The following is a 23,462-nucleotide window of genomic DNA, read 5'->3' as shown; positions in this document are numbered from 1 at the left end:
CATGACCCGCCGGCCAGTCCAGTATGTCGGCCTGCACCAGAAGCGGTGTAGCCTGCGCTACGGCGTCTCACCCTGCCGGGCATCCGGCGGCCCGCTCTGCTTTCAGACATGGGGCAGCTGCGGCGATCAGGATCATATCAACACGCTCGGCTCCATCCGGTGGATGTTCTGCAAGCCCGGCGCTGCCATCATGCCGCTTTACGAGCGGGACGGCGAGCATATCCAGACCAACGCCCTGCCGCTGCTGGAAAGTGTCTCCACCGCGTCCAGCGAGATCAACGTCGGCGCGCAGCGGTCAGGCGTCTCGCCTCTGGGTGTGGGTTCTGGTGGCAGCATCACCCTCGCAGATCGGCCCTTTGACGACCACGTGGGGGATTTCTACCGCGATCTGCGCTCCAATCGCCGGGATGCGCCGTTCTGGTCGCTCTGGCGCGCGCGCAATGCTTTTTACAATGGCGCGCTGATCTCGGTCTGGGATGGCTATCACGGCCAGACCCTCGCCCAGATGCAACGCCGCGATTACATCGTGGAGAGCATTTCCGGCCCGTCAAATGGCAAGGTAACGATCAGGATCGCGGATCCGCTGAGACTGGCCGAGGCGAAGGAGTCGAAGTTTCCGCCCGAGATCAGCGCGCAGCTGGTCAATGACATGGATCTGGTCACCACGACCCTCCGCGTCTCGGCCCATGCCGCCGATCTGGACAAGGCCTGCGGCAATACCGGGGCGCGGAAGTTTATCCGGATCGGGTCGGAGATCATTCAGTATTCAGGCCACACGCTGGACGGCGATGGCTACCGGACGCTTTACGGCGTGGTGCGCGGCGTGCTGACCAGCGCGGCAGAAGAGCATCGGGTCGAGGATGCAATCTCGCGGGTGGGGCGGTACGAAAACCTGCAACACTGGGGCATCGCGGCTGATCTGATCGACAATCATACGCCGATCCCGGCGGGCTATCGCAGTGACGATCAGTGGCAGGAAGAAGGCCACAACTACATGACCACCCAGAAGGGGGCACGCACCTGCACGCCGCCGAGGGGAGTCGGCGAAATCCTTGGCGAGCTGTGCCAGCAAGGCGGATTCTCGCTGTGGTGGGACGAACGGCAGCAGAAGATCCCGCTGCTGGCCAACCGGCCGCCCGACAGGACGCCGGTCAAGATCAGCGACAACGCCTCCATCGTGGAGGGCTCAGCGTCCGTCACGGATGATGCGGCGGCGCAGATTTCTCGGGTCGCGATCTATTTCGACAGCCGCAGCCCGTTCAATCAGGGCAAGCCAGAGAACTACCGGCTGCTGCGACTGAACATCGACGGCTATGTCGAGAGCGAGGCCGCAACTGGCGCAGCCCGGACGCTGACGGTGTTCGCAGATTGGGTGACGCGGGAGACGGATGCTCTGCGCCTCGCAGCCCGGCTCCTGCTGCGCTACCGCCTGATCCCGCAATACCTGACGCTGGACCTGGATTCCCATGATGGCGGCCAGCGCCGGGCAGTCAACAACGGTGACGTGTTCGATGTCACCACTGGCGCGATGGTGACGACCGAGGGCCAGCCGATTTCAACGCGCTGGCAGGCGATTGCCGTGGATGACACGAAACCGGGTCACAGGCTCCGGCTCAAGCTGCAATCCTATCGGTTCGTTGGACTCTTCGCCCGGATCATGGCTGCCGGAACGCCGGACTATGACGCCGCTACCGAGGCGCAGCGCGCGAATGGCTGCTGGCTGGCGCTGGAAAGCACGGGCCGGATGCCGAATGGCGATGAGCCTTATCTGCTTCAATAGGTGACAAATGGCTGACTGGACAAATCCCCCATGGGCGCAGCTTGTGGCCGGGAAAGCATGGACTGACGAAAAGGCAGCAGCTGCCTTTGAAAACCCCCTCGCCATGTTCGAAGGCGCCCCGGGTGCGCCGGGCCTTGAGTTCCGTGCGCTGGCCGTTGTTGCGGCAGGCGACGTGGCCAAAGTTCACCGCCTTGCGCCTGTGTCTAATCTGGAACTGGTATTGTCCGTCACCCTCTTGAATTCCGGAACACTACGGGGGCGGGCCACCTTCTGGACGGGGGCCAATTTTGAAACTGCTCGCGCGCGATTTGTGCGGGTGCGAGGCGGGGTCAGCACCATTGTCGCCGAACTGGGCGGGATCACCAACGCCGGGATTACCCTGTCGGCAGACATTCCGTTTCAGCCGCTGGACCAGGTTGAAATACGTGCAGTTAGAGTGGGAACCGCCGTCAATCCTATTGATACCTCAAACGCGACCTTTTCCACCTCTGGCGGCGATTTGTGGGTGCTGGACAAAATCGCAGCGGCGGATCTGGTGAACATGACGCGGGGATCGTGAGAGAGATGCCTTTGAAATATCTATGGATGAACCCGGAACAGACCCTCGGCAACATCTCCGAGGGCAATCATGTGACCGTGGTCGAGGCTGGCCATCCCCGATGGGCCGAATTCGTCGGGTCTGATCCTGCTCAGTATGTGGCGGCAGACGCCTGGGCTGATCTTCGCGCCGAGCGTGACCGGCTGCTGCGGATGTCTGACCTCGATCCTCGCAATCTCGCGGACTTCCCCCAGGCGCCAGCCGCGCGCGATGCATGGCTGGCATACCGGCAGGCCCTGCGTGACCTGCCTGACGTGACGACCGACCCACTGGCCCCCGTCTGGCCCGAGGCCCCGCAGGGCTGACCCTTTCGCACAATCCGACCTGACACACCCCGCCGCGCGCGGGCTTTTTTACGTGGATATGCCATGGCTTTGACCACCAGCACGATTACCGGACGGGTTCCGCTCCCTGATGATGCAGCCCCGAAAGCGGCAAGGATCATCTTTACCCTTATCGGTTTCGATACCGAGGGGAGCGATACGATCCCGCCCGGCTCTCAGACCAGCTATACGCTACTGCCGGATGGCTCGCTCCCTGCCGGCGCCAGGCTCTGGCGCAACACATCCGGATCGCGCGGCACGGTCTATCTGGTCGAGGTGGAATGGGCGCAGCCGGATCGTGGGGTGGGGTCCATCCGCATGCGCCAGAGCTTTGGTCAAATCCAGGTGGGCAGTGCCTCCAGTTACACACTGCCGGCACTGCTCGCCAATCCGGCTGGCCTGTCTCCCGGCTGGTATGAGACCGTGCCTCGCGTGATCTGGGAGGCGGTCGTTGCCGGGGGCGGATATCGCGGCCTCTGGTCGCCGGCCAGTGTGTTCCCCGGCGGCGCGGGCGTTACAGCCGGTATGGTTTGGCTGGTCACCGCCTCCGGATCGCGGGGCGGCCAGACCTTCCAGGTCGGCGACCGACTGGTGGCGCTGGTCAACTCCCCCTCCACAACCGTCCATGCCGGCAACTGGCTGCGGGTATCCAGCGGCACCCCACAGCGCAACAGCAATGCCAATGGAGAGTATGTGCGCTTTGCTGACGGGACGCAGATCTGCACCAGATATATGACCCTGCCATTCGCGGCTGCGAGCTATCTCGGCGCCGCATGGACATTCCCGGCATCGTTCCTGTCCGGCAGCGTGCCGTCTGTCACCGGCTCATTCGATGCGTCTGCATGGTCGGGGATGCCGGCGGGGCTGGTCCGTGGTGATGGACAGGTGGCGATTGGCAATGTGACCAATATCCAGGCTGTGCCGCAATGGTGGACCCGATCCGGCGCCCCGTCGCTGGTCTCTGGAAATTCGGTCGGGATCTATCTGACAGCAACCGGCCGCTGGCTCTGAGGGGGGCACATGATTATCAATCTTTCGCCGATCCGGGCCGACTGGCCCCCGCTCAGCCTGTCCGTCTCCGGCACCGTCCTGACCATCAACGACGATCCGGTGGATCTGGCCGGCTATGATCATGACGCCGCGTCACATGATCTGATCGCCACAGCGCCGGATCTGGTCGAGGGAGAGTGGTGTGTCACTGTGCTCTTTCTGATTGGCCCGGAGGCATCAGAGGAAGCGCGCTTCCCGGATCGGATCAGGACAGGCGATGGGCCCATTGACCTGCCGACCTGACGCACACCGCCACTGTCGCGCCCTTTCCTATGGAGAAATCTCATGCTCGCCCCCTTCGTATTCTCGGCTGTCGGGCGCACTCCGGTCGAGGCAGTTACCTGGCCCGAGTCATGAGAGGCTGGTGGCTCGCGCCAGCTGCTCTGGCCAGGGGCGGGCTATGGGCGGCCCTGATCGCCGCAATCCTCTGACGCGCAGGAGGCAATGGTCTCGCTGAAAAGATAAGCGGCGGGAGGGGCTGGGTGCCACTCCCGCCTTTTCGCAGCACCCCGGCCGGTCAGGGCGAGCCGGGGCGGCGCGGCAGGACAATGAGTCGACTGCCGACAGGCTCAGTATGAGCCATCCGATCCTTCCCGGATATTCGTGAAATCCCGTAGCGCAGAGGGTGCAGTGACCGGCGGCGGCTCAGTTTGGGGGGCTTCACAGGACCGCCGGTCTGCCGCGTCCCAGGCCCGGATGGCGTGACCTATTCCAGATACAATCCTCTGGTGAATCTCAGAACGAAAAAGCTCCCCGCTGTGTGCGGGGAGCAGTAGGGCTGATCTCCGCTTCATTGCCAGAGAGACCACTTCCAATGTGGCGGGAAGCCTCAGCCACATCAACCGTTATTCCTATGCCTGGAGGCGCCTTTGACTGATCCTCAACCCACTGGCCTGATCGGCTGGATGCAGGCCTTTTTGGGCGGTGGCGCGACCACGCTTGTCGTGGCAACGCTAGGCCGGCTTGTCTGGCACGGGCAGGAGGCCACGGCAGGTCGTCGCCCATGGATAGGGCCACATCTGTTCCTTGAGCTACCGATTGCTGTCACCATGGCCGTGGTGGCAGAGGCAGGAGCAATGGCCGCTGGCCTCCCGCAGCCCGTCACAACCGGCGTGGTCGCTGTGGTGGCATATCTCGGCCCGCGCGGCCTTCGTGATGTGGTGGACCGTTGGCTACGACGGGGGAAGGCTTAATCAGCGGGATCGGGGAGTAACCCGAAAGGTTACAACAGAGGCAGCAGGCGCCGGGCGAACTATGGGTCGTGGCACGCAATTGCTTCTCCGCTCCGTCACGGCTCTCTTTCGGATGAAACCTAATTTTTCATTGAAAGGGGAGCCAGAATTTCTGGCTTCACGCAGCGCATACTTGTCGAGTTCGATTTGTCTCTGGAAGTCTGGCCGGTCTTCGGGTGAGGGAGGTGCCGTCGTCGTGATGAAGACAGCGAAAGTGCCTTGTCCTATGATTGCGTAGGCAACGACAATGCCCAGAATGTCAAAACCAAGGCCATAGGCGATTGCCGCTCCAAAAGCACCAGTCAGAGTCGCGGCGGCGAGTGAAATGATAAGCATGGTATCCTCCTCTTAGGTTTTGCTTAAGACTCGGTAACCAACTATGGATGTTAGTATCGCTTACTCATTGTGTTCAGACTGTGGCGGACAGCCGATTATTTCATCCGGCTTGCGAACAGATTAAAAAACTCGCATTGCGAACGAAAAAGCTGTGGCTGCCACAACGAGAGATGCGGCGCAGCACACGGCGTAAAAGCGAACGATGTTCATTTTTCCGCCCTGGGTCAGCGTACAACGGGTTAACGCCTCAATGGAAGAAATGTTCCAGACGAGCGGACGGCACCCAATGCCTGTCACGTGACGTCACGCTCGGGCTGATCGCGGTCCTGTCCTATCTGGGGCCGCGTGGTGCCGGGGCGATCGTGAAACAATGGGCCGGCCAAAAAATTGGTCACTTGATATCAGGCAGACACCAAGTGACCCTCTGACACATATTGCTCGGCAGACAGTTTTGGGCTCGTCTATTTGCAATGTCATCGAATTTTAGCGGTAAGAAACCTCGGCTTCAAACCGACGAACTTCTCCTTTGATATGGTCAGGCATAAAGGTTTCATGTGACCAAGGAGAAATGATGGATCCTTCATTTGATGCACTTGTCGTGTCACCGTTGCCGTACGTGTAGACCTTGTTGCGAACAGATGCATCAATACGGTCATTCGATTTGTTGGTGATTTTCCATTGTATTTCAGTATCGCCGCTATTGTTGTAGCGATAGCGATAATGCAAGTGCACCGCGCTCAGGTTTCCGTCTGCCAATGACCAGCCGCTCCAGTCGCCCGCAAAGGCCCAAACAGGGGTCATCGCCATGGTAGCCGCTGCCATTAGAGTAGTAACTATCTTCATATAAGCCTCCATCGAAAGATAGTTCGATCTAGCTGGCATTCACTTATCGGAAATCACCCATTTGGGTGATGGCTTCTCAAGCCTTGCCAAAACGCCGGGCTTTTTCACATTCATCATGAAGATCAACATGATCCAGTTCCTGGCCGGGCTTCTGGCCCGGATCGGTGCGCTTTTCCGTGCGCGCCCGAAGTCTTCCGGCACCAGCCTCGCTGCCGTGCTGGCGGCCGCCGCAGTGTTCGTCGCACCTTGGGAGGGCGAGCGGGCAGAGGCCTATCTCGTCCGGCGTGGGGCCCGCGCGACGGTAGAAAGGTGGGAAAGATGGAGGTGGTGACCCCCGGCATTTCTTGTGCCGAGCGCCTTGTCTACTTCACGGTGACCGTGACGCAGCCGGCCAACGTCCCCTTCTCCCCTTCGGCAGTATTCTTTGTGCAGAACTTATCCTTGCCTTTGAAACCTGCTGCCGGTGTGTAGATGATGCCCTGCTTCGACAGGGAGATCGTGCCGGACTTCGGGGCGCGGGTAAGTTTGACTTCCGTCGCCGGGACGCGCCTGTTTTCCTGTTCGTAGATAAAGCCGGGATAACTGATCAGGCAGTTCTTATCTGATGCGGACATCTGGAACGCGCCGTTTCCCTTGCCCTTGCCCCAGCCCCGTCCGTTGCTGCCGGTGCACTCTGCGAATGCTGCCGAGGCACTCATTGCGGCGATTGTGGCGATCATCGTGAATACTGTTCTGCGGATCATTTCCAAATCCTCTTGAGAAGTATCGATCGGTGCGGTCCGGCCAAAAAGGGCCGCCGATCTCAGCCTGCCAGAAATCCGACTTCCGGCAAGACGATTCGAAAACTCACCATCATGGAGAACGTCATGAGCAAGATCGCTCGGGTTTTCGGGCGTAAAGCCCGGTCGCAAGGGGCGGCAGGAAGCACCGATCAGGGTGGTTGAGATTGCTCAGGTAACTCCGTTCAGCCAACTGCGCGCGTTCCAGAGCTGGATCAGCCGGATCATGGCGCAGTTGGAGAAGCTCCAGCCGAGGCCGTAAGTGGCTCACCCCCTGCCTGAGCCGCCAGAGGGTGAGCCGAGACAACCTTTAGGGCTAAAAAAGGCTGTCTCACGAAACCAATAATAGTCAGACTGTGGCGAGATTTAGGCGATTGCATCCGGATCCCGTGACTTTTCACATTCAGGCCACAATCCGCCTTATGGCCGCCTCTACATGGGCCTGTCGCGCGAGGTCACGGTCGGGCTGATCGCGGTCCTGTCCTATCTCGGCCCGCGTGGTGCTGGGGCTATGGTGGAGCGGTGGGCCAGCCGGAAGGGGTGAGCCAGGCGGGCAGGGAGATCATTCCTGGACGGCAGGCGGCTTGACCCCGTCTCCCATCATCCGGCCGATCTCACGCTCGATGATGTCCAGCGCCGACAGATCCCCGGCGCGTGCGGCTTGCACTGCCTCCTCGATCCTCGCCCATCCTGGGTGGTCGTCTGCGATCAGCCGGCCTGACATGTGCGCCACCATCAGCGCGTGAGCATAAACCGTCCGGTAATCCGGATGGCGGATCGTCCGGTCCCTCATGTCTCTCAGCCGCTTGTGGAAGGGTATCGCGAACATGCCCCGCATATGGGGCGCATTCCGGAAATTTCAATCCGACCCGCTCGCCCGCAGCGCCGGGCTTTTCGCATCATGGAGAACGACATGAGCAAAATCGCTCTGGTGATCGGGCATAACGCCCGGTCGCAGGGGGCTGTCCGCGTGACGGACAAGCGCACCGAATATGACATCAACAGCGACCTCGCGGTGGCGATCCGGGATCTGGACCCGGCGCGCTATGTGATCGTGCGCCGAACGCACGGCACCGGCGAGATCAGCCGCGCCTATGCAGAGGTTGACCGGCTGGGTGCCGCGGCCTCGGTCGAGCTGCATTTCAACAGCGCCGAAGCCGCCAGCGCCACCGGCACCGAAACCCTGACCAGCGGCACCACGAACAGCGCCCGCCTCGCGCGCGGTGTCCAAGCCGGCATGGTCCGCGCTCTCGGGCTGCGCGATCGCGGCGTGAAGGTCATCGCGAAGAACGGACGGGGCGGGGCCTCGCTCTGGACCGGCAAGCCGCCTGCCATCCTGATCGAGCCGTATTTCGGCAGCAACGCGGGCGACTGCGCCGCTGCTGATCGCAACTTCACGGCGCTTGCCCACGCCATCCATGAGGCCTGCACGGCCTATCTCAAAGGAGCCTGACCCATGAACAACGTCATTGTCCGGATGGTGATCTACATCCTGTCGCCCCTCATCGCTACAGCGGTGGGGCTGATTTCTGGTTGGGGCGTCAGCTATAACGCGACCAGTCATGTCCTGTCGCTGGATCTGCCGGCGCTGATCGGGGCCGTCGCAGGCGCCGTGGGGCTGTCTGGTACTGTGTTCGCCCGGTGGGGCGTCAAGTAAGAACAGGCGGGAGTGTGCCGGAACCGTGGATCGGAGCCGGCACGTTCCCGCGAGGACTCAGTTTCGCCATGGTTTCGCCGCGGCGCTGACTCAGGCCACCCCCAGCTCGGAGAAATGATCAATCGACGTGTAAACCTGTTCCTTGCCGAAATCGCCTCAATCCAGAGAAGGGCCCGGAGAATGAGAATTCAGGGGATCATCCTGCTTCTGTCAGCTGCCGTTCTTGCGGGCGTCATTATTGCGACCAACTGGAGCAGCTGACGGCTGCCCCGGTATCTGGCATTGCACCGAACATAGGGGTATAATCTGATTATGCCTCCAGAGTGCCAGTCACCAGTTACCCAAGCTGAGACACAGCCCTTATCAATCCGGGTTGCCTACACCGCTGGTGAAAACCGCTTTCTGATGGGTGGCCCAAGGTGGGCGCGATGGTACCACATCAGTTCCGCCCGTGTTGTGCATGGGCTGTTCCGGCGGCTGAACAATGAGTTTCCCGAAGCAGGCTATGGAGAGATGCTTCACGAGATTGAGCGCATTGTGCTTTTGAAGCAGGTCACTGAACGTCCTGAATGAAGAAGCCCGCCGGGGAGGCGGGAATGCGCCAGCGCCAGAGAATATCATTCTACATCCAGTCAGGCGCGCTATCCGGCCCCCGGCGCTGATCCGCTCCCTGCCGGACAGACCTTGCACACCTGATCGGTGCTTATGCGAGGGTGCCCTCGTGGCGGTTACCCAAGTGCCCGCCGAGCGGCCTGGGCGTATTATCGACTCCAGTTGCAGCCTGGGCCGCTCACCCCGCGTGATAGAAACCCATGTTGCGCCCGCTGTAGTAATCCAGCGGGCCGCAGCCTGAGAGGACGATCAGTGCGGCCAGGAGCAACGGCATGCGCATCATCGCCGCTCCAGTGCCATCGCTACTAGGAGCGCCAGCCTCGCTGTGGCGGGGTCAGCATCTGCCTCGGCCGCTGCTTCACGGAAGCCCTTGGCGAGATCCGCCCGGCCCTCGGCAGTGGGCGCGATACCCTCTGCCATGCCCATGATGATAGACACGGCAGCCCGGCGAGTGTCCGCAGCCTCTCGCTCAAGTTCGATTATGCGAAGCTCTTTGTCCATGGTGCCAGCCTGACGAGAGGACCAGATTCGGGCAAGTGTAATGGAAAGGGCCCCGCCGAAGCGAGGCCCGCAAGTCAGTGGCAGTGAACCCTGCCACCTTGGCTGTTGTCTGCGTGGCAGCACTTTCCAGGGGGAGAACTCTTGCGACAGCCGCCACCGTGGGCATTGGCGCTAGTTGCGAGACAAGCCAAGATCAACGCCACAATGGAAATGTAACCAGTTGCTTTCATAGTATTATACCCGCTTTAAGTTATGCTGCGCACTTCTTCGCAAGCTTTTCAGCTTCAATTTTCTGGATGTGACCTTTGGTCAATGAAATGGCTGCCTCTTTGTCATTCCCAGACATGCTGGAGACGGGCAGCCCAAGGAGAAATACCCCCCACGCGTCTCCACTTGCCGCGCTCTGCTGGGCAGCACTCAGGTTTTCAAGATTCTGCTTCTGCGTCAGCAGGTGCTTATTGAGTGAGGCGCATGACTGACCGCCATACGGGTTCGGTCCTATATCAGCCGCCGCGATTTGATCTGGCTTCTTCGCACAACCCGCAGCAATGCAAGACGCCGCCAATACAAAAAAAATAGAGCGCAATTTGATCTCCAACTGAATATGCGCCATCTGCATCACATACCCGTGAGATTCGTCAAAGTTGTATTTTCACTTCACCTATTCGCCAGCGGAGGTGCAGGGTTTCCGACAAGCCATCGTCCACGCTCACTTTAGAGCCGCCCCGGGATGCCGCGGGCGGCTCTTTTCGTTTCTTGGTTCGCTCACGCAGGAAGCCTTGGTAGATTGGCCCTTAAAGACAGTATCTCGCCAGACCCTGATCGCCGGTCACAATCTTTGCGGCCAAGGCGACCTGAAAGACCTCAACGCCGCGTTCGCCTTCGTGAACCTTAAACAACCTCGAAGTAACCTCCATGTAGGTTCCCTCTCCGGTCCCGTACGCAAAGTACAACGTGTCTCCCACGTTGGGGATTACGTCACTATCGAAGTCATGAAGCCCACCGTGATCGAAGTCGTCGGCGTCAAATACCCTGATCCGCATCTGCAATGCACTTTCTGTAGTTAAGGCAACAACACTACGGGTAGTCCGAGCCTTAAGCAAAGAGCAAGGGTCCCGCGAGGGGGTTTTACTTGATCTGAGGGCAATCTGGGGGCATGGTGTCCGTGGGCGTGAGAACCCGGACCGTGATAGCCGCTACACCTTTGGCGAGGTGCCTTCCCTTGGCGGGGAAGAGCGGCAAAGTATTCGAACGCTTGGCGGCGTTCGCTCTGGCTATATTGGCCGGGGTTGAACGTGCTGTCCAGAGGGAAACCTTAAAAGCGTTCAGCTTGTCTCACGGCAAGTTCTCACCCCCCGGCTGCCAGTCTGTCACTGGCGTGGGCCGTGAGAAGCCCGAACCGTGAGAAGAACCATGACCAAGCACGATACGGGGCAGTTCCATCTGCCGCCCGTTCGCCGTGACCAGTTGCACGACGACATTGCCCTTGCGCTGGACGCGATCACCGCGCCGCAGCCGGGCTCCCGCGAGATCGCCGAGGCCGCCAGCTATCTCCGCCACGCCCTGCGCCTGATCAAAACGGGGGTGTCGGCATGATAACCGAGGGTGACAAAGCATCGCTCCGCATGGAGCGCGTGACTGTGCGCGAGATCGCCCGCCAGGTGGCAAAAGAGGCCGGGGTGAAGCCCGCGGTGATCTTCGGGCCCAGCCGTAAGCAGAAGGACTTCAGGCTGCGCGCCCTGGTCTGCTACATCGCCCGCCGCCACGGCATGAGCTATCCCAGGATCGGCATGGCTCTTGGCCGGGATCACAGCACCATCCGAAGCGCGGTAGTCAATGAGCAGCGCAGGAGGGGGGAGGTATGAAGCGGCGCGACATTCTCTCGCTCGCGCCTGCCGTGGTGCTGGGCTGCACGATCCCGGCTGGCGCTTGCACCCTGCCCCTGTCCGAGACGCCGATCATGGCCCTGTATCGCAGGTACGTAGAAATCAACGATGCCGCTCGGACATATGTTCACGACGAGACTTCCGGCGAGAGCGAAGACGACGCAGTCGAGCGACTGTTCTTCCGGGAGCGGGATAAGGTTGAGGATGCTATAATGGCGATCCCGCCCACCACCGCACAGGACATGGCGGCGAAGACGCTGGTCGCGCACTGCCATGGCGACTTCACTTGTCTGAACTACGATACGTCGCCGTTCTGGGCCGAGGCCCGCGCGCTGGTGGGGGTCTCGGAGTGAGCAAAATCCTCGACGCTCTCGATGAACTGACCCGCGCGCGCGATCTGGTCCAGCTTCTGGAAATGACCACCCGCTACAACCCCGGCGGCGACCGGAGAGCCTTGGCCTCGGGGTGTGAGGCAGCGTTGATCCGGCTGAATGCCGGGATCGACATGCTTCACGGCGCCAAAAATGCGGAGGCCGGCCCATGACCTATTCCGACAAGGTCCGGGCCGAGGTCGCCGCCCGCTATGGCGTACCGGTGCGCTGCCCTGTCCAGATCATCCCGCCCGGGGTGGTCGCCATGAAGGCAGACAGCGAGGCAACTCATTCCAAAATGGAATTGGTTCGCGAGAAGACCCCTAGGCGCCCGCCCATATCCCGGGGGCGGCGGCAGGCAGTCCAGCTGCGGGACGGTGGCCGGCGCTTCCAAGAGACAGCGCACCGTTTCAGCCGAAGCCTGAGCGATATCCGAACGCTCAAAGGGTAAAATAGTGCCCAGCCCCCGGCTTCGGTCGGGGGCGAATCTGCCCGAAACACCCCTCCACAACCCAAAAATGCCATTGCAACCAGTCGCATTTTCGATGGTGGGATTTATGTGGGGTAAGATATGAAATCTTGCAAAAAATTCAATGATTTCAATGGTGGATGGCGGACAGTGAGGGATTCGAACCCTCGAGACGGTTCCCCGCCTACACACTTTCCAGGCGTGCGCCTTCGACCACTCGGCCAACTGTCCATCACGGGGTGTCTATACGCAGGTGCTCACCGGCTTCAAGCCCTGTTTACATTCCGGCAGTCATCGCCATGCAGAAAGTTCAACACGGGTGAGTAGTCTTTCCAGGTCCGGGTATAGGCAGGACTGCTCCGGCGCCCTGATAAACTATATCGCATTCAGCACTTGGTCTGAAACTGCCGGGCGGAAACGCCGGCTGGCCTCTTCGCCCCACGGAGCGATTCTGCAGGGGTCAAAGCCCTGCGGCCTGGGTCAGATTGACTCTGAACCTGTCGCGCCGGCGCTGGTAGCGGCGGGTCATTTCGGCGCTGGCATGGCCGAGCTGCTTTTGCACATGGCGCTCATCGACTTCGGCAGAAGAGGCGAGGCCGGCGCGCAGGCTATGGCCGGAAAAGAGGGCGGGTCGCTCGGCCTCGGGCCGGTCGCCGCGCAATCCTGCGGCCTGGGCCGCCCGTTTGACAAGGCGGGCGATCTCGCGGTCATTCAGCCGCAGCGGCCCCGGTTCCTTGCCCTGGCCCGTGATACGGCGGAAAAGCGGTCCCCGCGAAATCCGCGCAAGGCGCAGCCACAGTTCCAGCGCCTCGACCGGGCAGGTGAGGGGCGAAGAGCCGCGCCCGATCTCGACCTCGCGCCATCCGGTCTTGCCGCGCAGCCTGAGGAGGAGACCACCTGGCAGAACCTCGACCCAGCCACGCCCGTCGCTGGTCTGGTCACGGCCCATATCGAGCCCGGTGATTTCAGACCGCCTGAGGCCACCGGCAAAACCGATCAGCAGCATGGCGCGGTCGCGCAGCCCGCGAAGCGTGGCCCGATTGCAGGTTTCCAGCATGGCGAGCAGATCCTCGGGCAGGATCGCTTCTTTCTGGCGCGGTGGTTCGGCATGGCTGTTGCGGATGCCGGCGAGAACGGTGGCGATATGGCGGTCGCGCCGGTCAAGCATCAGCCCGCGCTGCGTATAGGCCCAGACCAGCGCCGACAGCCGCCGCTCGATGGTCGAAACCGCGTTTTTCCGGCCGCCGACAGATTTCGTCCCGCTGGCGCAGGCGGTGATGTAAAGACCAACCATCTGCGGATCGGGCGCGATCGGATCCAGGCCCTCGCGCCGGCACCAATCGGCAAAATGCTTCCAGTCCGCGGCATAGGCCTTGCGGGTATTGGCAGAGCTTGCGGCCTCGGCATAGCCGCGCGCGCGCTCTGCCAGATCGCGGAGAGCGAGCGGCTGGTGGTCGCGCAAGGCGGGGGAGGGGGCCTCGTCCGTCACGTGGGGTCCTCAGGGCGCTGGTGCTGTCCGTCTCGCCTGACAGCGGACGGATTTCGGGCTGTTTGCAGGGTTCAGAACGGCTTTACCCTATCTGGGGGCATTCGGGCCGGGAGTTCAAGGCCATTGGCCGGTCGCGCAGGTTGTCAGGGATGCCCCTCGCTGCTTTTGACGCGACGATTTTGACACGATGCGCCTCCTTCGGCGTCAATTGCAGATATACCGGTTATCACCGGGGGCCGACAGGCATTTGCTTTCGGGGAGGGCATATTGTCACCCTTGCGCGAAGGAACGGCTCAGGCACAGGCGGTATTGTCGGCAACTCGCAGAAACGGGCCAGATATGGGGTGATGATGCGCTATGCCATTGTCAGAAACAGGTAATCAGATATCGTGGGGACCGATGGCCAGAGGCAGTCAGGTGGTCTGAGCCCTGGGCTCAGCGTGGTTTTTCAGTGCTGAGATGCAGGCACCTGCAGAGGCATCGCAGGGCCAGGCTGCGGGGAGGTTTCAAACTAAGCCTGTCCGGGGCAAAACGCACTCAGTTTCCATCCGGTGCTACCATGCGACAGGTACGGCGGTTAGTTTTCAGGGAACTGGCGTAAACCGCCGATATATGCGAGGCTGTGGCATGTCGCGTGCCCCGAAACCCTCCTTTATCCCCGTGCAAGGCCCGCCTGCGCTGCCGCGCTGGATCCGGCATGCTGTGAGTCGCGATGATATTGAAGCGGCGATGTTTTCTGCCGGCGCGGCGCTTGCTGCCCTGGATGTGGCAGCGCGCTCGGACGACCCGGTCGGAGGGCTGTGGCGCAAGCGGCTGGCCCTTGAGGCTGCGACGGCGGTTTCGGGGTTTGAGGGACGGCGTGAAGGCGAGACCCAGTTGCGCGATGCTTTCGCCCTTCGGCGTGCGGGGGATGATCCAGGCCCGGCGGGACGGATGCTGCTGGGCTGGCGCGCTCTTGGCGAGGCGCGGGCGCTGCGGTCGGCGGAATGGCCGGTGCGGCTGCCGGGGTTTTTCGATCTGTCGCCTGTTCTGGTCGCGGGGGGCCTGCAAGATGCTGGCGCCAGGTTTATCGGCCGCACACCGCCCTTGCGATTTGCCGCGGCTGCCGCGCGGGAGGTTCTGACGCTTGGGCCGGCCTGTCGCGGCCTCGCGCTCTGGCTGGCAGATGCGCTGCTGGCGCGGGCGCTTGGCTGGGAGCGTCCGGTGCCGCTGCTGGCGACACAGCTGCCGCGTGCGGCGTTTCGGCTTGAGGGGGAGGCCTGGCTTGCCGCCTGTGCCGGGGCCTGGGCGAAGGCAGCGATTGCCGCCTGTGATCTCTGGGCCGAGCTTTTGCGGCGCGGAAATGCACTGCGCTCGGCGACGCTGCGGCGTCCGGGAAAGGATACTGGCCAGATCATCGCTGCGCTTTTGAGCGAGGATGCGCTGATTGCCAGGGCGGGGGCCGAGGCCAGCGACCGCGCGGCGCGGCGGCTGTTTGACCGGCTCATTTCGCTGGGCCTGGTGCGCGAGCTGACCGGGCGGTCAAGCTTCCGGCTGTATGGGCTCTGAGATGGCGGAGCCGCAGGAGACACTGGATACCGAACTGGCGGCTTTGCCCCAGGCGCTGCGCTGGCGGGAATGGATGGCGCGGGTCGAGGCGGTGCTTTTTGCCGCATCCGGGCCGGTGACACGCGAGATGCTTTCGCGGGTGGTCGGGCGGGACTGCTCGCTCGATCTTCTGATCGGGGATCTTGCGACCGAGCTGAGCGATCGCCCCTATGAGATCGCCCGGATTGCCGGTGGCTGGCAGTTCCGGACGCGGTCGCAACATGCGGCGGCGATCCGGGTGGCATGTGGCGGCGAAGAGACCAGCCGCGACATGACCCGCAATGAGGCGCTGGTCCTGACCATCATCGCCTATATGCAGCCGGTGACGCGCGGCGGGATTTCGCGCCTGACCGGGCGCGAGGTCAGCCGCGACCTGATCGCCCGGCTGCATCGCCAGGCGCTGATCGCGCGCGGGCCGCGCAGCCCGGAGCCCGGTGCGCCTTATACCTATGTCACGACGCCGGGCTTTCTGGCGCAATTCGGGCTGGAGACGCTGCGCGATCTGCCCGACCTTGAGGCCCTGGAGGATGCGGGGCTGCTTAAACCCCGCAACGATGTGGCGCTGGATCTGCCGGTCGCCGGTGAAGAGACGGACTGAGCCGCCCGCCTCTCTCGCCTTGGATCAAAGCCATGCAGCGCTTCGCCGATTGCCCGGGCCGGGCCGTTGCTCGCCCTGAGTGAGAACGGGTTCTGTGATCTGATCTTGTTGAGCGGCATTGTTCCTTTCGGTTATGTCTGTCCTTTGCACTTCTGTCGACAGCGCAGTCGATTGCGCCCGATATGTTTCTGTCATTCCCGGCAATGATCCGCGGCTTCCAGAAGAGCCTCGGGCTACGGAAACCTCGGGCAGACAGAAGACTTAAGTCGAAACTTCGGACCGGACCGGGATCCGCATGGCGCGGTCCAGGGGGGTCTTTGGCCCGCGAAGGTCTCGGGCAGGGGCCTTCGCGACCTCCCGTTTCACAGCCTCGCGACGCTGAACGCATCGCTGCAACAATCGCGGTGGGAAGAGGCGGTTTCAGCGCCGGCTTCTGCCGTCTCCCTCATCGGAAGCTTCAGAGGAAACGACAGCGAAGTAAAAATCCTCAGCCGCGATGTGGTTGGGGACATGGGCGATTTGATGCCCAGGATGTGAACAATGGCATTGCCTCAAGCCTGTCGTGGACAAAGGGGAATTTCCTGCAGATGCAGCTTGCCGCTCCGCTCCGCTGCGGGGCGGGATTTCGGGGTCCCTTGCCGGATGGCTTCGGCCGCAAGGTCGCGCTGGTGGTCACGCGGCACCGGGGTCAGGCACTCCGGATCGCATTTCATTGAGAGGGCCTCGAGCCGGTTTCTTCCCCGGCTGATGCGGCCCCTCAGGATCTGGATCACAGTTTCTTAAATCGGGGCGCGTGGCCTCTTGTATTTTTGCATCGACTGGCGCACTCATCATACCAGTCGAGTGTGAGGAGAGAGAAGATGACCAGATTGGCCCTTTTCGGTGCCGGTGGAAAAATGGGGATGCGCCTGACGCGCAACCTGTTGTCCGGCGATTTCGATGTGACCTATGTCGAGGTCTCGGAAGCCGGTCGCCAGCGCGCGAAAGACGCATATGGTGTTGAATGCGTCGGCCCGGACGAGGCAGTCAAAAACGCCGAAATCGTGGTGCTCGCGGTGCCTGATACCGCCATTGGCGCGGTCGCCCGCGATATCGTGCCGAAGCTGAACCCGGGCACGATGGTGGTTTGCCTGGACGCTGCAGCGCCTTTTGCCGATCATCTGCCCGAGCGCGCCGATATCACCTATTTCGTGACCCATCCCTGCCACCCGCCGATTTTCAATGACGAATCCACGCCGGAAGGGCGCAAGGACCATTTCGGCGGCATCGCAGCCCAACAAGGCGTGGTGAATGCGCTGATGCAAGGGCCGGAAGAGCATTATGCGCTTGGCGAGAAAGTCGCGAAAACCATCTACGCGCCGGTTGCCCGCAGCCACCGCGTCACGGTTGAACAGATGGCCTATCTGGAGCCGGGCTTGTCGGAAACCGTCTGCGCTTCGCTGCTCGTTGTGATGCGCGAAGCGATGGATGAGGTCATCAAGACCGGCGTCACCTATGACTGTGCCCGCGACTTCCTGCTTGGCCATATGAACATCCTCGGCGCGGTGATCTTTGACGAGGTTCCGGGACAGTTCTCTGATGCCTGCAACAAGGCAATCGAATTCGGCAAGCCGGTGCTGATGCGCGACGACTGGAAGCGTGTTTTTGATTTCGAGGAGATCAAGGCCTCGATCATCCGCATCACCTGAAAAGGTGAAAGACCACCTGTCGCGCCCCTCCTCCTCCCCCCGGCGCGGCGGGTGCACCTCGTGACCGGGGAGGGGCGAGGAAGACGATGGCCCAGGACCAGATCCGCTTTCACTACCTGATCGAGACGCCGGATGACCCCGAGCGGATGGCGGTGAAAATCGCGACCGATCAGTCGACTGGAACGTTTACCGATCTGCCGGGAGAGACGGCGGGTGTGAAGGCGCGCTGCGCCGCAAGGGTGGTTTCGGTGACGGAACTGGAACCGGCAACAGTGCCGGCCTGGCCGGCAGATGCGCCCGGACCGTTCCGCCGCGCCAATGTGGTGATTGACTTTCCGCTGGAAAGCATCGGCACGGATTTCGCCTCGCTGCAAACCATTGGCATCAATGCGCTTTATGCGACGCGTGGCCTGACAGGCGCGCGGCTTCTGGATATCGAATTGCCCCAGGCCTATGCGTCGCATCCCGGCCCGCAATTCGGGGTCGAAGGGTCTTACCGGCTCTGTGGTCTCGATTTTCCGGCCAGGGCGCCGATCATTGCCTCAATCATCAAGCCCTCCCTCGGACTTTTGCCCGAAGAGGTTGCCGGCATGGTGCGCGAGCTGTGCGAGGCGGGCGTCGATTTCATCAAGGATGATGAAAAGCTGACCTCGCCCGCTTATTCGCCCTTTGACGACCGCGTGGCCGCGATCATGCGGGTGATTGATAATCATGCGCAGAAGACCGGGAAAAAGGTGGTCTATGCCTTTGGTCTGTCTTCGGCTGACCCGGAAGAAATGCTGCGCCGCCATGATGTGGTGGTGAAGCATGGCGGTCAGGCGGCGGTCGTCAATATCAACTCCATCGGCTATGGCGGCATGACGTTTTTGCGTAAGCGCGCGCAGCTGGCGCTGCATGCGCATCGGAATGGCTGGGATCTCATGACACGCCATCCGGGCATTGGCATGGCCTTTCGCCCCTATCAGAAGATCTGGCGGCTTCTCGGTGTTGACCAGTTTCAGATCAACGGCATAGCCGCGAAGTACTGGGAACCGGATGAGAGCTTCCTGCAGTCCTTCGCTGACATGGCCGAGCCGATTTTCTCGCCTTCGGACCGCGCGCTGCCGGTTTGCGGATCGGGGCAATGGGGCGGTCAGGCGACCGCGACATTCCAGGGCACCGGCGGCGCGCTGGATCTGATGTATCTGGGCGGTGGCGGCATCCACGGTCATCCGATGGGAGCTGCGGGCGGTGTGCGCGCCATCCGACAGGCCTGGGACGCGGCGGCGTCAGACATCGCGCTTGAGGCCCATGCGCTGACCCATCCGGAACTGGCGGCCTCGCTCGCGAAGTTCGGGAAGAAATGATGCCGCAGGAATACGCGCTCGATTTCGCCTGGTATGGTGATGATTTCACCGGCGCCGCCGCCACGATGGAGGCGCTGGCCTTTGGCGGCCTGCCGGCGGTGCTGTTTCTGGAACCGCCGACCGCAGAACAGCTCGCCCGCTTTCCCGGGCTGCGGGGGGTGGGCGTCGCCTCGACCTCGCGCACCGAAAACCCTGACTGGATGCGGGCGAACCTGCCCGGGGCCTTCCGGGCGCTGGCGGATCTGGGCGCGCGGGTGATCCATTACAAGGTCTGCTCGACCCTGGATTCCGCACCGCATATCGGCAATATCGGATGCGCGCTTGAGATCGGGCTGGAGCTTTTTGACAATGCTTTCGTGCCGGTGGTGATCGCTGCGCCGCAGATGCGGCGGTATCAGGTTTTCGGGCATTTGTTTGCCGGGGTCGGCGCCGGGGTGCATCGGCTCGACCGGCATCCGGTGATGGCACATCACCCGGTGACGCCGATGGATGAGGCCGATGTCGCGCTGCATCTGTCGTGCCAGACCAATGTGGCGATCGGCTGCCTGACGCTGGAAGATTACGCAAGCGGCGCGGATGCGGCGCTTGCACGGCTGCTGGCCAAAGGCGCGCGGGCGGTGACTTTGGACGAGATGGATGCGGGATCTGAGGCCGAGGCCGGTCGCCTGATCTGGCAGGCATCAGAACATGAACCTTTGTTCGCAATCGGCTCGCAAGGCGTGGAATATGCGGTGATCCGGCATCTGGTGGCCTCGGGCCAGCATGTATTGCCGCAGCCGCCGGCCAGTCGCGGGCGGGCTGAGGGGCCGGTCATGGTGGTCTCGGGATCGGTGTCACCGACCACGGCGGCACAGATCGGCTGGGCGCGCGCGAACGGTTTCACCACTTTCGCGCTGGATGCGGCGGCGATGTGCCGGGGTGAGGATGTGGTGGCACCGTTGCGCGCAGCCGCCCTGGCCGCGCTAACGGCGGGCGAGGATGTGCTGGTCCATACCGCCGAGGGGCCACAGGATCCGGGCGTGGCCGCTCTGGCGCAGGCGCTGGCGGAAACCGGCACTGATCCGGCGGTGTTCAACCAGCAGATTGGCGAGACGCTGGGCGCCTTGCTCGCGTGTCTCACGCGGGAGGCCAGGCTGAAACGGGTGGTGATCTCGGGCGGCGATACATCGGGTCATGCCATGCGGCAGATGGGGATCTTCGCGCTTGAGGCGCTGGCGCCGACCATTCCCGGCGCTTCGCTGTCGCGCGCCCATGCGGCGGGCGATTTCGACGGGCTGGAGATTGCGCTGAAAGGCGGCCAGATGGGCAGCGAGGATTACTTCGGCTGGATCCGCGAGGGGGGCGGCGCGCGCAGCTGACGCGCGCCGGCAAAGGTCAGGCCGGGATGCTCAGCCATGCGCGCGCGGCAGAGGAGCGCTGGATCGTCTCGACCAGGGTCTGGATCCTGAGGCCCGCGCGGAAGTTGAAGGGCTCGGGCGCCTCGCCTGCGATGGCGCGGATATAGCCCTCGACCTCGATGGCTTTCAGATCGTTGAAGCCAAGCTGGTGACCTGGTGCCACGCAGAACCGCCCGTAAGGCGCGTGATCCGGCGCGGCCTCAATCCGGCGGAAACCCCGGCGGCCCGGGGCGTCACCGGTCGCATAGAAATGCAGCTCGCTGAAGCGTTCCTGGCTGAAGGACAGCGCACCTCTGGTGCCGTAAACCTCGAAATCATGCTGCATCTTGCGGCCCGTGGCGATCCAGTTGCCCTCGACCGAGCCCTGCGCGCCATTGGCGAAACGCAGGAAGGCGCGGCCGACATCATCGACCTCGACGCGGCGGGTGCCACCTTTGCCATCGGGGCGGGATGGGATCAGCGTCATGCAGTCACCCATGACATCGGTGATCGGGCCGAGCAGGAATTCGGCTGTCGCCAGGGCATGGCTGCCGATATCGGCAAGCGCGCCGCCCCCCGCCGGGTCATGGCGGAAGGTCCAGGGGCCGTTCGGGTCGGCCATGTAATCCTCGGCATGAAGGCCGCGATAGCCCCGGATCTCGCCCAGCTCGCCGCCGGCGATCATGTCGCGCGCCAGCCGCAGCATCGGGTTGCACAGATAGTTGAAGCCGACCTGGGTTTTCACCCCGGCTTTTTCCGCCGCGAGGGTCATCTCCAGCGCGTCTGTGGCGAGCGGCGCCAGCGGTTTCTCGCAGTAGACGTGTTTCCCGGCAGCAATCGCCGCCAGCGACATTTCCTTATGCAAAGCGTTCGGCGCGGTGATCGAGATCAGGTCGATTTCCGGATTGCTGATCAGGTCGCGCCAGTCGGTTGTCCAATGCGCGAAGCCGAGTTCGCGCGCGGCGCGGGTGGCTGTTTCAACCGTCACATCGGCCACGGTGTGCAGCTCGAGGTCATAGGGCAGTTCGAACACCTTGGGCGCCGAGGTGAAGCCGAAGACATGGGCCTTGCCCATGAAGCCGGTGCCGATCAGGCCGATCCGGAGTTTGGGTTTATCCGTGATTTGATTAACTGGCATTGGCGACATCCCGGTTGACGATGAGTTGCGGGTCGATGCTGCCCGCAAGGAAATTGACCGCGTTCTCGATGGAGGCAACCGCCATTCTCGCCGCGCATTCGGCGGTGAGGCCGGCAATATGCGGCGACAGAACCGCATTGGGCAGGTCAAAGAGCGGAATATGCCGGCCGGGTGGTTCTTCTGCAAAGACATCCAGACCGGCGGCACCAACCTGGCCCGAAACCAGCGCCGCCGTCAGCGCGTCTTCATCGACGACGCCGCCGCGCGCGGTATTGGCGAGAACAACGCCCGGTTTCATCAGGGCGATCTCTTCGGCGCCAATGGTCGGGCGGTCGGCTTTCGGCACATGGACCGAGATGCAATCGGCCCAGGCCAGTGCTTCTGCGAGGTCGGTGACCTCGCCCACCGGGCCCTTCGGCCAGCCACTGCGCGAGAGCCAGGGGTCATAGGCGCGGATCTTCATGTCAAACCCCGCCGCCATTTTCGCCAGCCGCTGGCCGGTGCGGCCATAGCCGATGATCAGGAGGTTCTTGTCGGAAATCTCATGCGCTTCCAGCCGGTTGCGCCAGTTCCATTCGGACGGCTCGCGTACAGCGCGGTCAGCAAGGAGCACGCGTTTCGCGCCTGCGAGCAGCTGCATCATCGCATGTTCCGCGACCGAGACCGAATTGACATCGCCCACGATGGTCAGCGCGATCCCGCGCGCATTCAGCGCCGCAAGATCCACGGAATCGTAGCCGACCCCATGGCGCGAGACCACTTTCAGCCGCTCTGCTTTGGCGATGGTTGCCGCCGAGAGCGGCTGCGTACGGATCACCAGCGCATCCGCCTTATGGATCAGCGCGGCGCAGGAGGGCTCGGATACCTCTTCGACATAGTCGATGGTGAAGCCCTTCGTCTTCAGAACCTCCAGCAGCGCGGTGCCCGAAGGATGCAGCTTTCCGGCGATCAGGAGATGCGGCATCAATAGCCCCCTTTCGCGGCAATGGGGGCGGGGGCGGCACCCGTCAGATCACGCCATTTCGCGACCGAAGCCGAGGCCGCTGCTGCCAGCAGCCGCGAGTCGCCGCCGACTGTGGTGAGATCAAAACCCCAGCCGATCGCACGGGCGGCGTAATCGGCGGTGCCGCAATGCAGGCAGGCACGGATGTTGTTCGCCTTGCAGACCGCGAGGATGTGCCGGATCAGCGCGATCAGCTCCGGCTCTTCGCGATCAAAGCCGATGGGGTGCTTTGTGCCGGTGGTGCCAAGCGTCAGATCGGCGGGGCCGATATAGATGCCATCGAGGCCGGTTGTGGCGGCGATGGATTCAATATTGTCGACGCCGCCTTGCGTCTCGATCATCGCGAGCGCGAGGACCTGGTCATTCGCGGCCGCCCCATAGCCACCATAGGCCACCGCCGCGCGGGTCGGGCCATAGCTGCGCTGCCCCTGCGGCGGGTAGCGCGTGTAGCTGACGAATTCGGCGGCCTCGGCGGCGGAATTCACCATCGGGCAAATAATGCCCTGGGCGCCGGCGTCCAGCGCTTTCATGATCGCCCCCGGCTCGCGCCAGGGCACGCGCACCATCGGCGTCACCCCCGATGCCCGCATCGCCTGCAGCATTGGCAGCACGGCCGTATAGTCCAGCGCGCCATGCTGCGCGTCGATGGTGATGCTGTCATAGCCCTGCGCCGCCATGATCTCGGCGGTGAAGGGGTTGCCGATGGAAAGCCAGCCATTGATGGCGGCGCGCCCTTCGGACCACTGTTGTTTCAGCCGGTTGGTGAACATGCCGGTTCCTTTATAAGCGCGATCTGGCCA

The 23,462-nt window shown here is 62.6% G+C and carries 29 protein-coding genes and 1 tRNA gene; 19 read left to right on the top strand and 11 right to left on the bottom strand.

What is annotated here, in order from left to right:
* The first annotated feature begins 1 nt into the window (after position 1).
* The 6 genes from AC4FS3_RS09570 (at position 2) to AC4FS3_RS09545 (ending at position 4,944) form a co-directional block, all read left to right on the top strand.
* Positions 2-1,780 (top strand): hypothetical protein, encoded by a 1,779-nt coding sequence (locus tag AC4FS3_RS09570; protein ID WP_491020363.1) that lies wholly within the window; start codon positions 2-4, stop codon positions 1,778-1,780.
* Between the two features lie 7 nt (positions 1,781-1,787).
* Positions 1,788-2,339: a hypothetical protein gene (locus AC4FS3_RS09565; protein WP_491020362.1), complete on the top strand. Its 552-nt coding sequence runs from the start codon at positions 1,788-1,790 to the stop codon at positions 2,337-2,339.
* 5 nt (positions 2,340-2,344) lie between these two features.
* Positions 2,345-2,683, top strand: coding sequence for a tail fiber assembly protein (locus AC4FS3_RS09560; protein WP_491020361.1), 339 nt, complete (start codon positions 2,345-2,347; stop codon positions 2,681-2,683).
* 63 nt (positions 2,684-2,746) lie between these two features.
* Positions 2,747-3,712 (top strand): hypothetical protein, encoded by a 966-nt coding sequence (locus AC4FS3_RS09555; protein ID WP_491020360.1) that lies wholly within the window; start codon positions 2,747-2,749, stop codon positions 3,710-3,712.
* Between the two features lie 9 nt (positions 3,713-3,721).
* On the top strand, positions 3,722-3,994 hold the full coding sequence (locus AC4FS3_RS09550; RefSeq protein WP_491020359.1) for a hypothetical protein: 273 nt from the start codon (positions 3,722-3,724) through the stop codon (positions 3,992-3,994).
* A 626-nt stretch (positions 3,995-4,620) separates the two neighbouring features.
* A complete protein-coding gene (locus AC4FS3_RS09545; RefSeq protein ID WP_491020358.1) occupies positions 4,621-4,944 on the top strand; it encodes a phage holin family protein in 324 nt (107 codons plus the stop codon).
* On the opposite strand, the gene AC4FS3_RS09540 is transcribed toward AC4FS3_RS09545, so the two are convergent.
* The gene (locus AC4FS3_RS09540) at positions 4,945-5,319 is read right to left on the bottom strand and encodes a hypothetical protein (RefSeq protein WP_491020357.1); all 375 of its coding nucleotides are present in this window, start codon (positions 5,317-5,319) and stop codon (positions 4,945-4,947) included.
* 483 nt (positions 5,320-5,802) lie between these two features.
* Positions 5,803-6,162 carry a hypothetical protein gene (locus AC4FS3_RS09535; protein WP_491020356.1) on the bottom strand — a complete coding sequence of 120 codons (360 nt, stop codon included), beginning with the start codon at positions 6,160-6,162 and terminating at the stop codon, positions 5,803-5,805.
* A 61-nt stretch (positions 6,163-6,223) separates the two neighbouring features.
* Between AC4FS3_RS09535 and AC4FS3_RS09530 the strand changes: the two genes are divergently transcribed.
* Positions 6,224-6,493, top strand: coding sequence for a hypothetical protein (locus tag AC4FS3_RS09530; protein WP_491020355.1), 270 nt, complete (start codon positions 6,224-6,226; stop codon positions 6,491-6,493).
* A gap of 31 nt (positions 6,494-6,524) precedes the next feature.
* On the opposite strand, the gene AC4FS3_RS09525 is transcribed toward AC4FS3_RS09530, so the two are convergent.
* Together AC4FS3_RS09525 and AC4FS3_RS09520 are read right to left on the bottom strand one after the other, a co-directional pair.
* Entirely contained in the window at positions 6,525-6,905 is a 381-nt protein-coding gene (locus tag AC4FS3_RS09525) for an Ig-like domain-containing protein (protein ID WP_491020354.1), read from the bottom strand.
* A gap of 598 nt (positions 6,906-7,503) precedes the next feature.
* Positions 7,504-7,734 carry a hypothetical protein gene (locus tag AC4FS3_RS09520; RefSeq protein WP_491020353.1) on the bottom strand — a complete coding sequence of 77 codons (231 nt, stop codon included), beginning with the start codon at positions 7,732-7,734 and terminating at the stop codon, positions 7,504-7,506.
* 120 nt (positions 7,735-7,854) lie between these two features.
* Between AC4FS3_RS09520 and AC4FS3_RS09515 the strand changes: the two genes are divergently transcribed.
* Both AC4FS3_RS09515 and AC4FS3_RS09510 read left to right on the top strand, forming a co-directional pair.
* Positions 7,855-8,394 carry an N-acetylmuramoyl-L-alanine amidase gene (locus AC4FS3_RS09515; RefSeq protein WP_491020352.1) on the top strand — a complete coding sequence of 180 codons (540 nt, stop codon included), beginning with the start codon at positions 7,855-7,857 and terminating at the stop codon, positions 8,392-8,394.
* Positions 8,395-8,397: 3 nt separating this feature from the next.
* The gene (locus AC4FS3_RS09510; protein WP_491020351.1) at positions 8,398-8,598 is read left to right on the top strand and encodes a hypothetical protein; all 201 of its coding nucleotides are present in this window, start codon (positions 8,398-8,400) and stop codon (positions 8,596-8,598) included.
* 891 nt (positions 8,599-9,489) lie between these two features.
* On the opposite strand, the gene AC4FS3_RS09505 is transcribed toward AC4FS3_RS09510, so the two are convergent.
* Both AC4FS3_RS09505 and AC4FS3_RS09500 read right to left on the bottom strand, forming a co-directional pair.
* Positions 9,490-9,711: a hypothetical protein gene (locus AC4FS3_RS09505; protein ID WP_491020350.1), complete on the bottom strand. Its 222-nt coding sequence runs from the start codon at positions 9,709-9,711 to the stop codon at positions 9,490-9,492.
* A 250-nt stretch (positions 9,712-9,961) separates the two neighbouring features.
* The gene (locus tag AC4FS3_RS09500; protein WP_491020349.1) at positions 9,962-10,324 is read right to left on the bottom strand and encodes a hypothetical protein; all 363 of its coding nucleotides are present in this window, start codon (positions 10,322-10,324) and stop codon (positions 9,962-9,964) included.
* Between the two features lie 800 nt (positions 10,325-11,124).
* On the opposite strand from AC4FS3_RS09500, the gene AC4FS3_RS09495 reads away from it, so the two are divergent.
* The 5 genes from AC4FS3_RS09495 to AC4FS3_RS09475 are packed head-to-tail and all read left to right on the top strand — an operon-like array spanning position 11,125 to position 12,419.
* Positions 11,125-11,307, top strand: coding sequence for a hypothetical protein (locus AC4FS3_RS09495; RefSeq protein ID WP_491020348.1), 183 nt, complete (start codon positions 11,125-11,127; stop codon positions 11,305-11,307).
* A complete protein-coding gene (locus tag AC4FS3_RS09490) occupies positions 11,304-11,576 on the top strand; it encodes a helix-turn-helix domain-containing protein (RefSeq protein WP_491020347.1) in 273 nt (90 codons plus the stop codon). The genes AC4FS3_RS09495 and AC4FS3_RS09490 overlap by 4 nt, the downstream gene beginning before the upstream one ends.
* Complete coding sequence (locus AC4FS3_RS09485; protein ID WP_491020346.1) at positions 11,573-11,950, top strand: hypothetical protein; 378 nt, start codon at positions 11,573-11,575, stop codon at positions 11,948-11,950. The genes AC4FS3_RS09490 and AC4FS3_RS09485 overlap by 4 nt, the downstream gene beginning before the upstream one ends.
* The gene (locus tag AC4FS3_RS09480) at positions 11,947-12,141 is read left to right on the top strand and encodes a hypothetical protein (protein WP_491020345.1); all 195 of its coding nucleotides are present in this window, start codon (positions 11,947-11,949) and stop codon (positions 12,139-12,141) included. The genes AC4FS3_RS09485 and AC4FS3_RS09480 overlap by 4 nt, the downstream gene beginning before the upstream one ends.
* Positions 12,138-12,419 carry a hypothetical protein gene (locus tag AC4FS3_RS09475; protein ID WP_491020344.1) on the top strand — a complete coding sequence of 94 codons (282 nt, stop codon included), beginning with the start codon at positions 12,138-12,140 and terminating at the stop codon, positions 12,417-12,419. The genes AC4FS3_RS09480 and AC4FS3_RS09475 overlap by 4 nt, the downstream gene beginning before the upstream one ends.
* A gap of 159 nt (positions 12,420-12,578) precedes the next feature.
* Here AC4FS3_RS09475 and AC4FS3_RS09470 read toward each other — a convergent pair.
* Both AC4FS3_RS09470 and AC4FS3_RS09465 read right to left on the bottom strand, forming a co-directional pair.
* A tRNA-Ser gene (locus AC4FS3_RS09470) sits at positions 12,579-12,668 on the bottom strand.
* A 229-nt stretch (positions 12,669-12,897) separates the two neighbouring features.
* Positions 12,898-13,926 (bottom strand): tyrosine-type recombinase/integrase, encoded by a 1,029-nt coding sequence (locus tag AC4FS3_RS09465; protein WP_283179029.1) that lies wholly within the window; start codon positions 13,924-13,926, stop codon positions 12,898-12,900.
* Positions 13,927-14,628: 702 nt separating this feature from the next.
* On the opposite strand from AC4FS3_RS09465, the gene AC4FS3_RS09460 reads away from it, so the two are divergent.
* The 5 genes from AC4FS3_RS09460 (at position 14,629) to AC4FS3_RS09440 (ending at position 20,503) form a co-directional block, all read left to right on the top strand.
* Positions 14,629-15,474 (top strand): DUF1403 family protein, encoded by an 846-nt coding sequence (locus AC4FS3_RS09460; RefSeq protein ID WP_491020343.1) that lies wholly within the window; start codon positions 14,629-14,631, stop codon positions 15,472-15,474.
* 1 nt (position 15,475) lies between these two features.
* Positions 15,476-16,111 (top strand): SMC-Scp complex subunit ScpB, encoded by a 636-nt coding sequence (scpB, locus tag AC4FS3_RS09455; protein WP_491020342.1) that lies wholly within the window; start codon positions 15,476-15,478, stop codon positions 16,109-16,111.
* A gap of 860 nt (positions 16,112-16,971) precedes the next feature.
* Positions 16,972-17,799, top strand: a complete 828-nt coding sequence (locus AC4FS3_RS09450; protein ID WP_491020341.1) for a phosphogluconate dehydrogenase C-terminal domain-containing protein — start codon at positions 16,972-16,974, stop codon at positions 17,797-17,799.
* Positions 17,800-17,885: 86 nt separating this feature from the next.
* The gene (locus tag AC4FS3_RS09445) at positions 17,886-19,145 is read left to right on the top strand and encodes a RuBisCO large subunit C-terminal-like domain-containing protein (protein ID WP_491020340.1); all 1,260 of its coding nucleotides are present in this window, start codon (positions 17,886-17,888) and stop codon (positions 19,143-19,145) included.
* A complete protein-coding gene (locus AC4FS3_RS09440; RefSeq protein WP_491020339.1) occupies positions 19,145-20,503 on the top strand; it encodes a four-carbon acid sugar kinase family protein in 1,359 nt (452 codons plus the stop codon). The genes AC4FS3_RS09445 and AC4FS3_RS09440 overlap by 1 nt, the downstream gene beginning before the upstream one ends.
* Before the next feature lie 16 nt (positions 20,504-20,519).
* Here AC4FS3_RS09440 and AC4FS3_RS09435 read toward each other — a convergent pair whose 3' ends face one another.
* Genes AC4FS3_RS09435 through AC4FS3_RS09425 form a run of 3 tightly spaced genes read right to left on the bottom strand, consistent with a single transcriptional unit; the run spans position 20,520 to position 23,432 of the window.
* A complete protein-coding gene (locus AC4FS3_RS09435; RefSeq protein ID WP_491020338.1) occupies positions 20,520-21,659 on the bottom strand; it encodes a Gfo/Idh/MocA family protein in 1,140 nt (379 codons plus the stop codon).
* Positions 21,649-22,623, bottom strand: coding sequence for a hydroxyacid dehydrogenase (locus tag AC4FS3_RS09430; RefSeq protein WP_491020337.1), 975 nt, complete (start codon positions 22,621-22,623; stop codon positions 21,649-21,651). Before AC4FS3_RS09430 ends, AC4FS3_RS09435 begins: the two co-directional genes overlap by 11 nt.
* Entirely contained in the window at positions 22,623-23,432 is an 810-nt protein-coding gene (locus AC4FS3_RS09425; protein ID WP_491020336.1) for an HpcH/HpaI aldolase family protein, read from the bottom strand. The genes AC4FS3_RS09430 and AC4FS3_RS09425 overlap by 1 nt, the downstream gene beginning before the upstream one ends.
* Positions 23,433-23,462 lie beyond the last annotated feature (30 nt).

This window comes from Pseudogemmobacter sp. TB195, from assembly GCF_058313095.1.
Note: the sequence above shows the minus strand (reverse complement) of the source record. Positions and strands in the feature narration are given on the sequence as shown.